Annotated in this window: 15 protein-coding genes and 1 pseudogene; 5 read left to right on the top strand and 11 right to left on the bottom strand. The window is 60.5% G+C overall.

All coding sequences use genetic code 11. From position 1 onward, the window contains the following. The first annotated feature begins 98 nt into the window (after window positions 1-98). The 3 genes from BP737_RS08380 to BP737_RS08370 all read left to right on the top strand — a co-directional run bounded on the left by BP737_RS08380 (window position 99) and on the right by BP737_RS08370 (window position 1,395). A complete protein-coding gene (locus BP737_RS08380; RefSeq protein ID WP_292408545.1) occupies window positions 99-416 on the top strand; it encodes a nucleotidyltransferase domain-containing protein in 318 nt (105 codons plus the stop codon). Then, on the top strand, window positions 417-824 hold the full coding sequence (locus tag BP737_RS08375; RefSeq protein ID WP_292408542.1) for a HEPN domain-containing protein: 408 nt from the start codon (window positions 417-419) through the stop codon (window positions 822-824). It abuts the gene before it with no gap. A 418-nt stretch (window positions 825-1,242) separates the two neighbouring features. Continuing rightward, on the top strand, window positions 1,243-1,395 hold the full coding sequence (locus BP737_RS08370; RefSeq protein ID WP_292408539.1) for a type II toxin-antitoxin system HicB family antitoxin: 153 nt from the start codon (window positions 1,243-1,245) through the stop codon (window positions 1,393-1,395). A gap of 342 nt (window positions 1,396-1,737) precedes the next feature. On the opposite strand, the pseudogene BP737_RS14795 reads toward BP737_RS08370, so the two are convergent. The 3 genes and pseudogenes from BP737_RS14795 to BP737_RS08360 all read right to left on the bottom strand — a co-directional run. Then, window positions 1,738-1,974 (bottom strand): annotated as a pseudogene (locus tag BP737_RS14795) (DUF1016 N-terminal domain-containing protein); the annotation flags it as partial. Window positions 1,975-2,128: 154 nt separating this feature from the next. Further along, a complete protein-coding gene (locus BP737_RS08365) occupies window positions 2,129-2,320 on the bottom strand; it encodes a DUF86 domain-containing protein (RefSeq protein ID WP_292408536.1) in 192 nt (63 codons plus the stop codon). A gap of 59 nt (window positions 2,321-2,379) precedes the next feature. Then, window positions 2,380-2,733 carry a nucleotidyltransferase family protein gene (locus BP737_RS08360; protein ID WP_292408533.1) on the bottom strand — a complete coding sequence of 118 codons (354 nt, stop codon included), beginning with the start codon at window positions 2,731-2,733 and terminating at the stop codon, window positions 2,380-2,382. Between the two features lie 113 nt (window positions 2,734-2,846). Here BP737_RS08360 and BP737_RS08355 point away from each other — a divergent pair, with 113 nt between their 5' ends. Beyond that, complete coding sequence (locus BP737_RS08355; protein WP_342686112.1) at window positions 2,847-3,209, top strand: type II toxin-antitoxin system HicB family antitoxin; 363 nt, start codon at window positions 2,847-2,849, stop codon at window positions 3,207-3,209. 32 nt (window positions 3,210-3,241) lie between these two features. Here BP737_RS08355 and BP737_RS08350 read toward each other — a convergent pair whose 3' ends face one another. From BP737_RS08350 to thiD, 7 genes are all read right to left on the bottom strand, one after another. Beyond that, window positions 3,242-3,583 (bottom strand): DUF86 domain-containing protein, encoded by a 342-nt coding sequence (locus tag BP737_RS08350; protein ID WP_292408528.1) that lies wholly within the window; start codon window positions 3,581-3,583, stop codon window positions 3,242-3,244. Beyond that, window positions 3,580-3,870, bottom strand: a complete 291-nt coding sequence (locus tag BP737_RS08345; protein WP_342686111.1) for a nucleotidyltransferase family protein — start codon at window positions 3,868-3,870, stop codon at window positions 3,580-3,582. The genes BP737_RS08350 and BP737_RS08345 overlap by 4 nt, the downstream gene beginning before the upstream one ends. 67 nt (window positions 3,871-3,937) lie before the next feature. After that, entirely contained in the window at window positions 3,938-4,450 is a 513-nt protein-coding gene (locus tag BP737_RS08340; protein ID WP_292408522.1) for a zinc ribbon domain-containing protein, read from the bottom strand. A gap of 134 nt (window positions 4,451-4,584) precedes the next feature. Continuing rightward, window positions 4,585-5,043: a hypothetical protein gene (locus BP737_RS08335; RefSeq protein WP_292408520.1), complete on the bottom strand. Its 459-nt coding sequence runs from the start codon at window positions 5,041-5,043 to the stop codon at window positions 4,585-4,587. A gap of 1 nt (window position 5,044) precedes the next feature. After that, on the bottom strand, window positions 5,045-5,323 hold the full coding sequence (locus tag BP737_RS08330) for a hypothetical protein (protein WP_292408517.1): 279 nt from the start codon (window positions 5,321-5,323) through the stop codon (window positions 5,045-5,047). 19 nt (window positions 5,324-5,342) lie between these two features. Continuing rightward, the gene (locus BP737_RS08325) at window positions 5,343-5,774 is read right to left on the bottom strand and encodes an Lrp/AsnC family transcriptional regulator (protein WP_292408513.1); all 432 of its coding nucleotides are present in this window, start codon (window positions 5,772-5,774) and stop codon (window positions 5,343-5,345) included. Between the two features lie 199 nt (window positions 5,775-5,973). Continuing rightward, the gene (gene thiD, locus BP737_RS08320; protein ID WP_342686110.1) at window positions 5,974-6,771 is read right to left on the bottom strand and encodes a bifunctional hydroxymethylpyrimidine kinase/phosphomethylpyrimidine kinase; all 798 of its coding nucleotides are present in this window, start codon (window positions 6,769-6,771) and stop codon (window positions 5,974-5,976) included. A gap of 79 nt (window positions 6,772-6,850) precedes the next feature. Between thiD and BP737_RS08315 the strand changes: the two genes are divergently transcribed. Then, the gene (locus BP737_RS08315) at window positions 6,851-8,179 is read left to right on the top strand and encodes an AIR synthase-related protein (RefSeq protein ID WP_342686109.1); all 1,329 of its coding nucleotides are present in this window, start codon (window positions 6,851-6,853) and stop codon (window positions 8,177-8,179) included. 102 nt (window positions 8,180-8,281) lie between these two features. Here the strand turns inward: BP737_RS08315 and BP737_RS08310 are convergent. Continuing rightward, the coding region (locus tag BP737_RS08310) for a serpin family protein (protein WP_292408504.1) at window positions 8,282-8,968 on the bottom strand (687 nt) is incomplete at its 5' end.

Genomic DNA, 8,968 nt, shown 5'->3' with positions numbered 1-8,968 from the left:
TCGAGCCCGGGGGAAAGCCTCTGCCGAGCCGGGGTAGTTCCGGCCGTGAAGTTTCGATCAGTAATCATTATGGCCCTGCATTCACAACTACTCACCGTATGCTTTCGGTCAAGCGACCGGTCGTCCATGAATTCGCGGCAAAGGCACGAGAAGTGTGCGGCGATGCAATAGAGGAGATCATACTCTTCGGTTCCGTGGCGCGGGGGGACGATCGGCCGGACTCCGATATCGATATCCTTGTGATTACATCCGGGGAAGATTTTCGCCTTCGTGAATATCTCACAGGACTTGCTTTCGACCTGCTGATGCTCTCCGGTGAGCGGCTCTCGGTCAAGGTCATCTCCCGGGCCGATGTTGCAGCGCACCGGCAGTACCCCTTCATCAGGCATGTTCTTCATGACGGCGTGGCGGTTTAAGTGAATGATCGGTCTGTCATAACGGCGCTTTTTGTCAAATCGCACCAGCGCCTCGATGCAGCACGTATCCTCTGCACTGAGGGGCATTACGAAGATTCAATCAATCGGGCCTACTATGCGATGTATCTTGCAGCCCTTGCTCTTCTGCGCCGAAAAGGCATAGAACCAAAGACTCATACCGGATTGATCTCGGCGATCGGTTCGGAATACGTCAAGACCGGTGAACTCGCTCGAGAGCACGGACGGGCATTGAACCTGATCGAAGAACTCCGGGAGGAGGTGGATTACACGATCTGCCGGAACATTATGCGGGAAGAGGTGGTCTCGGTCATCGCCAAGGCGACGGATTTTGTCGTTTGTGCAGAGCGGATCTGTGCGGAAGATCATACGGACGAGCCATCTTTCTGATCGCCTCCTACCGGTAGATGCTGCTCCGGTGTCCCGCCTCGAAACCCTTTCGGGTTTCTCAAGCTCCGGTTCTCGAACCATCGCCTCCAGCACGAGGATCAGGAGGTATTCGTCCTCGATCGTGAGAATGACCCGGTACTGGCCCACCCGGAGCCGGTAGGCGGGTGTTCCGGGGAACCCGGCCGGTTTACGGACGTGCTGGCAGGGGTTCTCCCGGAGCCCGGGCGGGGATATCCGGGGATGGCATCGAGGGACAGAAGAGCATTTACCCTCTGTTTGCATATACAGGAGTACGGGAGACCGGGACGAACCGCCTGTGTTCCGGTTGCACGTCACTACAGGAGGGATGAGACCATGAAGACCTTGAAGATCCATCGTTGAGAAGCATCCGGACGGCTATGTTGCCTACCCCCTGGGTTTGAAAGGGGCTGTCATCGCAGAGGGGGACACCTACGATGAGGCGCTTGCCGAGGTAAAGTCCGCCATCCGGTTCCACATCGAAACCTTCGGGGACAGTGCATTTGAGAACAACGATAGTACGGAGACCTTCGTTGCCGAGGTCGCCATCTAGATGAAGTTCCCGCACGACGCCCCGCAGAGGAAGGTGCTCAAAACTCTGGAAGTTTGGATTTCAGGTCGTCAGGACGGGCAATCACATCGCACTCGTTCGCGACAACCCGGACGGCACAACGACGCCGCTCACGATGCTGAACCACGCGAGACTCAAGGGCTCGACCCTGCGAGCCATCCGCACGCTAGGCAGGAATTCCACGGGCAGAGTTCCTCCGGGTGTACGAACAGGCAGGACGTCAGTAGATCTCCCACAACGTGGAATTGTGGAGTCACTGACACCACAATCCGGGAGCTGCCGCCCCGGGAGACGAGCCCGGCGGAAGGCCTCTGCCGAATCGATCTAGTTCCGGCCGTGAAGTCTCCCGATCCCCGATGGAAACAGGGTGGAAAACCTGATCATCCGCCAGAGATTTTTGTCGCTGTATCCCGGTCCGTACTCTGCTACCAATTCTCGCGACAATGTCGAGACTATCTTTCTCCCGTAGGCAGCACGCTGTTCCCCGAGGATATCCCTATGGATTCGGCCGCCGATATGCCAGTACAGCAGGACCAGTTCTACATTCACCGCAGTCAGAGCAGCGGCTCTTTGCCGTGCAGATCAGGTCGCGAACATCGATAAGAAGCGAGGAGATGTCCGGTTCCTGAGAGCCGGTGTCTTTTGGGTTGACCGGTCGTAGCGCCGTGTCTCCAACCCGCGCGTCGTGCTGCTCATTCTTTCGTGTCACCCGTGCTCAACCTCCATAGCGCCTCTCGATTTCGACGCCATCGTGCTCGACCGCATTCCGGTCGATCCCAAAATAGTGATGGATAAGGACGTTCCTCATCCCGATGATATCCGACCACGGGATATCGGGGTTTGCAGCCCTGAACTCCGAAGATATTCCCCGTACGGCCTCACCGATGATCTGGAGATGGTAGATCACCCGGGACGCTGTGCCGGCTCATCATTGTAGAAGTACTCACGGTCCCGGGCTGCCACTCTCTAATCCGTTCGACAGCCTCGAGAATATCCAGTATCCGTTCGCGATCGTCTCTCATAGGGTCGCGCTTCTCGTAAGACCCTTGAACGGATACGTTCTCGGAGTCCTGCTTCGGTCACAACATCGACCGGGTGACCGAGCAGGCGGGAGAGATCCATGGCAAGACCGCCCATATCGAGAAGACTCCGGTCGGGGTCCAGATCGACCAGGGTATCAATATCACTGTCCGTCCGGGCTTCGTTTCGTGCAACCGACCCAAAAACCCGGACGTTTTTTGCTCCCCTCCGGTGTGCAAGAGAGAGAATTTCGTCCCGTTTCTGGATGAGTTGGGTAGAGAGATCGGTTCCCGGGTTCATATCCTGTAATATTTACATTGGTCCGGAACATATAGATGTTATCCAGTGGGGGCAGATCGCCCCGATCCGTACGCTTAACTGGTTCGACCGGGTCCCGCTCACGAGGGCCCGGTATGGCTCGGTACGAAGAGAACCGCGGCCACCTTCGGAAACTTGACGAGGCACCGGTCCATTACACAGAATTAAGAGCCGACCGGGACAGGCAAGATGTGGTATTGCATGCGGTCTCTGAGGTACTCGGGGCGTCAAAAATGGAATCTACTGTTGTAATCCGACGAGCTGAAGAGGGGGCTCTGGGCGGAAGTTCCGGCGCTTTCCGGACGCTATTCCCGGGGGAGACGGTCGAGGAGACGCTGGAGAACAGCAGAGAAACGATCAAAGGGCACGTGGAAGCGCTACGTCGGGAAGGTCGGGGTGTTCCGCCGGAAGAAGACCTGATCATCGACAGGGTCCGGGTCTCCGGAGCCGCGGTATGAGCGGGGCGCTCCGGCCTGGAGATGTGCCGGGGTCAATGATCCTTCAGTCTGGCGAGGATATCGGCAACCGTCTGCTTGAATTCGGGGAGTTCTTCTTCAACAATTGCCCACACGGCGTCTAAGTCCACACTCATATATTGATGAATCAGAACGTCACGGAGGCCGGCGATCCGGCGCCAGGGGATATCCGGATACTCCATCTTCAAGGAATCCGGGATCTGCTTTACGGCCTCGCCGACGATCTCAAAGTTCCGGATCACCGCGTCCTGTGCCATTGGGGAGCCCATGAACGCGTCCCGCCCTTTGTGGGTGTAACTCTCTATCCTGTCGATTGATTCAAGTATATGGATGAAATACAGCCGTTCGTCCTTCACAGCGGCACGGCCTCCCGGAAGATGCGGTCCCTGATATACCAGTGCAACCCGTTCTCAGTCACCACATCGACCTTGCGGCCGAGCAGATCCTCCAGGTCCTGAGCGAGAGCGATGTGATCGAGGAGGCTCCTCCCCGGCTCGAACTCGACGAGGAGGTCGAGATCGCTTGCCGGAGTCTCCTCCCCCCGTGCGACCGACCCGAAGATCCTGACTCGCCGGACCCCGTGTCTGGCTGCGACCGCGAGGATCTCTTCCCTTCTTTCAAGCAGCCCGGCACGTAGACTCACGCTCCCTTCCTCCTGTATCGATGGTGGGACGGGGAGAGATATAAGAGTTCACCCGGGACCTGAAACCTTACTCCCGCCACCGCGGCAGCGTCGAGAGGTACCGCCGCACCATCTCCGTTGCCTTATCGACCGGTATCTCGAGGTGTGAGGCCATCATCGGCGCATACTTCCCGACCGCCTCCTCCCGCGTCAGGTCGGGCTCGGTGAACCTCCCGTCCCGGTAGCAGTAGGTGCAGTAACTCGTGCTCCGCGACCCGTCCGCCTCCGTCCCGGCGTCCTCATCCCGGACAAGGGGCATCCCGCAGCTCCCGCAGGATGCAATCTCCCTTCCCGCCCACCTCCTCAGGCACGAGAGTTGTTCCTTCGAAAAGTTCACCGCCTTCTCCGGAGGAATTGAGTACAACTCCGACATGATCGCCCCGCATTTTTTCGCCATCCCGTCGATGGTGATGTCGGGCTCGGTGAACGCCCCGTCCCGGTAACAATACACGCAATACTCCGTCGAGGGCGTGCCGCCCGCTTCCGTTCCGAAATCGCCCTCCGCACCCATCGGCATCCCGCAACTCTGGCATGTCCGCATACATTCCATCTCCATGTGCATCCCTCGTTCGACAAATGCTTCACCAGTAACCTGACGTGCCGGAGAGATAACTGTTTGCAAAAGCGTTCCGAAAGACGATAAGAGAGCAGGACGTCGTCGGGCGGGAACCCGCCTCACTCATCGCAGGGCGGGAACCGGATCGTCATCCCGCTACCGCTGCCGGGCTCGAGCACCGCATCCTTCTGGAGCGCCCGGGCATAGCCGGCGAGATAGGGCACGGCCACCCGCTCGTCCGCGAAGGTCGTCCGGATAGCCGTCGCCGCACCGTCGCCGCTGATGGTGATCGTCACGCCCCCGTCGGTGGAATCTCTCGGCTCGCAGGGGACCCCCCAGGTCAGGAGGAGCCCCTCCATCAGGGTGGGGGGATCGAACCGCTCCTCGGTGTGGGCAAGGAGCGCCGTTCCATCCCTCTCACCGAGCCGCCCGGCGATGGCGGTGACCCGCGCTACAAGGTCCGGGGAGGCGTCGCGGAGGAGGCATTGTACGAGTGGCCCGGTAACGTCGTGGCGCCGCAGAGACCGGGCTACCTTGATCAGTTGCCAGTCCCGTGCAAACGAAGTACCGGTACGCATATTACCCTCTCAGGATTCCGTAAGCCATCACACAGAGACCGAGGAGGACCACGATGCGGGAGAAGACCGCCGACCAGGCGACGATAAAGGCATCGGGTGTGAAGATGCTCACCAGGTCCGCAAACGTGATCCCCATGATCAGCGTAAAAAGCCCGTAAATGAAGAGGAGCAGGGTAGGTTGCCGCACGATCCGGTAGGCGTTGAAGATGACGGCAATCAGAAGCGCCCCGAGGAGCAGCGTCACAATCGCGAGCATCTGCTGCATGGTCTCAATCTGCATAATTTGCATTCAGTTCCACCTATGTCTGTTCCTTGATCTTTCTCACCGAGATGATCGTCTGAATATCCTCCACGCCCCGGAGGCTGGAGAGAGGGACGAGAACGTTCCGCTTCAGCTCGGATATGTTCTGTACCCGGACCTTGACGAAGAAGTCCCCGGGCTCAAGCACCTCATAGAGTTCAAGGATGTACGGAAGGTCCTGCATGAACTCCTCGACTTCCTGTTTTCCGTCCGGGTGAACCCTGACATTCAGAAAAGCAACCAGCGTGTGCTCGAAACACTTCTGGTTGACGACAATCGTGAACCGCTCGAGGATACCGGCGTTCTTCAGTTTCTCAATGCGTTTGAAGACCGTCGACGGTGCAATACCCAGCATCGAGCCAAGTTCTGCCATAGACATCCGCCCGTCTCTCTGCAGCTCCCGGAGTATCGCATCGTCAATCTCATCCATTCTAAGAGTAATTACAAACAACCAGTTATTAATTTACCGTATTTTGTTCGTACAATCATATGGTTTTTTTTCATTTCTAATGGATAATGTCAGCAATATTGGGTTTTTATCGGGATTTAGACTGGTGATAAAAAAGAACAATCCTGGAAACGAATTGGAAAAAATAGGTAAAATATTGCCGGAATGATGAAATGTTATTTCAATCCCCCCGAAGAATTGTTCCTCCAGGATTGACAATCCTGATGGGTCCGGGACCTCCCGTAGCCTCCCGGATGGCCGTATCGATGAACTCCCGGGCCGCCTCGAATGCATGGCGCGCATCCATTCCACGGGCAAGGTGTGCCGTGAGCGCCGCCGAGAAGCAGCACCCGGACCCGTGCACCGAATGGGGGTAGCGCGGCCCGGAACCCCCCGTCACCCCGTCCCGGTCGACGAAGAGGTCGACCGTCGCGTCGCCGGCAAGGTGCCCGCCCTTCACCACCACGGCCCGGGCCCCGAGGTCCAGGACCCGCCGTCCGGCCTCTTCCATATCTTCGAGGGTCGTAACCCGCATCCTCGCCAGCACCTCCGCTTCCGGAAGGTTCGGGGTGACGACTGCCGCCCGGGGGATGAGCAGTTCCGCGAGGTCCGCTATCGCATCCTCCGCAAGCAGCCGGTGGCCCGACGTCGAGACCATCACCGGGTCGATGACGAGCGCGGCCCCCTCCGGCAGGGCCTCCGCGACCGTCCTGACCACCGGGGCGTCGGCAAGCATCCCGGTCTTCCAGGCCCCGACGGAGAAGCCGTCGGCGACCGCCTCGATTTGAGCCCGCACCGCGTCCGACGGGAGCGTCCAGGTCCCCCGCACCTCGCGGGTGTTCTGGGCTGTGACCGCGGTTACGACCGTCAGCCCGTAGACCCCGAGCGCCGTAAATGTCTTCAAGTCGGCCTGGATGCCCGCTCCGCCCCCCGAATCGGAACCGGCGATAGAACATGCGGCGATCATCTGCACACCCACTAACCCTTCAACGTTCGGCCCGGACCCGTTTGAATCTTTGCCTCTCCCTTTATGTGGTTTTGCACCGATCACTTCTACAATGGATGTAGAAGAGATCAGCCGACGGCACCTTGCCGCCGGCACCCCCGACGACGAGATCGTGCGCCTTCTCGCAGAGGACGTTCTTACCGTCAAGCATAACCGCATAACCCCCGCCTATGCCCGGGCATTTGCTCGGGCGGTCCTTGCCGAAGCGAAGAACTCGACCGGGCTCTCCGGCGACCTCTTTGTCTACGAGCCTTCCGGCTCGACGATGGGTGAGTTCGGCGTCGGGTCGCGGGGGTCCGGGGACTTCTTCGCCCACCGGCAGCTCGCCCGGATCATCGGCCGGACGAACGCCGCGGTCGGCGTCGACGAGATGGACGACGCCGGAGCCGTCCGTGCTGAAGGCGACTACATCATCGCCACCGTCGACGGGATGCACTCCCGCCTCTCCGACTTCCCCTTCCTCGCCGGGTTCCACGTCACCCGGGCGACGCTCCGGGACGTCTACGTGATGGGCGCAAAACCCGTCGCACTCCTCTCCGATATCCACGTCGCCGACGACGGCGACGTCGCAAAGATATTCGACTACACGGCGGGGGTCTCCGCCGTCGGGGAAGCCATGGGCGTCCCGCTCGTGACCGGCTCCACCCTCCGCATCGGCGGGGACATGGTCCTCGGCTCCCGGATGACGGGCTGCGTCGGCGCCGTCGGCGTCGCCCGGCACCTCACCGCGAGAAAACAGATCGCCCCGGGGGACGTTCTCCTCATGACCGAGGGCGCCGGCGGAGGGACGATCGCCACCGCTGCGATCTACTCCGGGTTCCCGGAGGTGGTCGATGCGACGATCAACCTCCACTTCCTCAAGGCCTGCGAGGCGCTCCTTGCGGATAGCGTCCTCCCCGCCATCCACGCCATGACCGACGTCACGAACGGCGGGCTCCGGGGCGACGCCTACGAGATGGCCGAGACTGCCGGCTGCCGGATCGTCGTCGTGGAGGACGAACTCCGCACGCTCGTCCAGCCGGAAGTCCTCGCGATGCTCGACGCCCTCGAGATCGACTACCTGGGCGTCTCCCTCGACGCCCTCCTGGTCGTCGCGCCGCCGGAGGTTGCGCCCGAGATCCAGCGGGTCGTGGAGTCCGCAGGGGTCGCCATGCGCGAGGTCGGCTACGTTGAAACGGGAAAGCCCGAGTCGGTCCTCTCGGTCGGCGGCGAGATCCGGGACTTTTCGCCCCGGTTCCGGGAGTCGGCCTACACCCCGGTCAAAAAGGTCGTGGACGAGAACAAAAGAGATTTCGAGGAGATGAAGGCCGGGGTCCGGCGGGCGGCGGACGCGGCGCTTGCAAAGAAACTCCGGATACTCTCCCGGCTCCGGTCTTCGTGATTTTTTCAGGGAGAACGCCCGGGGAGCGTTCCCGGCCGCGATATCGTCGCCAATCGCGCTCTTGAGGCGGAGGGGGGGAGAGCAGCCCCCGTTCCGCGCCCGTCACGGACTTATGGGGTTGACGACCCTTCCTATGAAGAGGACCGTCCCGGAGTCCTTCTCGACGATGAGGAAGACGAACGGGTGGTCCGCACGGAAGACGGGTGGGGTCTCCGACCGTATGCCGCCTCCCCCCGCCACAACGCCGGTCGCGGCCGCGGCCTCGGTGCCCTCCTCGTTCACGTCGACGAACGCCTTGTGGAAGATCCCGGTGATGAAGAGGTCTCTCGTGCCGTCCATCCCCGAGAGGTCGGCGGCATCCTCGTCAAACGCCGTGGACATCCCCATCGCCGCAAGCGTCGGGGGGAGGCCGTATTCCGTCTCCAGTGTGAACTTCGGGAAGAAGACCTCGACCTGCCGGGAGGTCAGGGACTCTCGCAGGTCCATAACCTTCTCTGCATCGAGACTCTCCTCCGCAGCCGTCAGGTTGTCTTCTCTGGGGAGGAGGACGAGCATCGCGAGTTCGGTCTCGTTCCCGTGCGCGTACGGCATCTCGAGCGCCTGGAAGGTATCGGTCTCTGCGTAGGGATAGATGGTTTTCCCGTGCATCATCGGGACGGTCACCGTCTCGTTCGGTCCGACCCGGAACTCCTCCTCCATTGTCTCGGCGGGGTCGAACCGTTCGACCCAGGTTCCTTTGAAGTAGATCGCGTTCGTGATCACGAGCCGGGTCAGCGGGTCGATTGAACC

It is taken from the genome of Methanoculleus sp. UBA291, from assembly GCF_002499755.1.
Taxonomy (GTDB): Archaea; Halobacteriota; Methanomicrobia; order Methanomicrobiales; family Methanoculleaceae; genus Methanoculleus; species Methanoculleus palmolei.
Note: the sequence above shows the minus strand (reverse complement) of the source record. Positions and strands in the feature narration are given on the sequence as shown.

Coding starts and splice junctions, on each gene's coding strand:
- BP737_RS08360 (WP_292408533.1), bottom strand. CDS start 2,733: ATGAACCCGGGAACCGATCTCTCTACCCAACTCATCCAGAAACGGGAC.
- BP737_RS08315 (WP_342686109.1), top strand. CDS start 6,851: ATGGATGTAGAAGAGATCAGCCGACGGCACCTTGCCGCCGGCACCCCC.
- BP737_RS08335 (WP_292408520.1), bottom strand. CDS start 5,043: ATGCGTACCGGTACTTCGTTTGCACGGGACTGGCAACTGATCAAGGTA.
- BP737_RS08380 (WP_292408545.1), top strand. CDS start 99: ATGCTTTCGGTCAAGCGACCGGTCGTCCATGAATTCGCGGCAAAGGCA.
- BP737_RS08325 (WP_292408513.1), bottom strand. CDS start 5,774: ATGGATGAGATTGACGATGCGATACTCCGGGAGCTGCAGAGAGACGGG.
- BP737_RS08355 (WP_342686112.1), top strand. CDS start 2,847: ATGGCTCGGTACGAAGAGAACCGCGGCCACCTTCGGAAACTTGACGAG.
- BP737_RS08340 (WP_292408522.1), bottom strand. CDS start 4,450: ATGCGGACATGCCAGAGTTGCGGGATGCCGATGGGTGCGGAGGGCGAT.
- BP737_RS08330 (WP_292408517.1), bottom strand. CDS start 5,323: ATGCAGATTGAGACCATGCAGCAGATGCTCGCGATTGTGACGCTGCTC.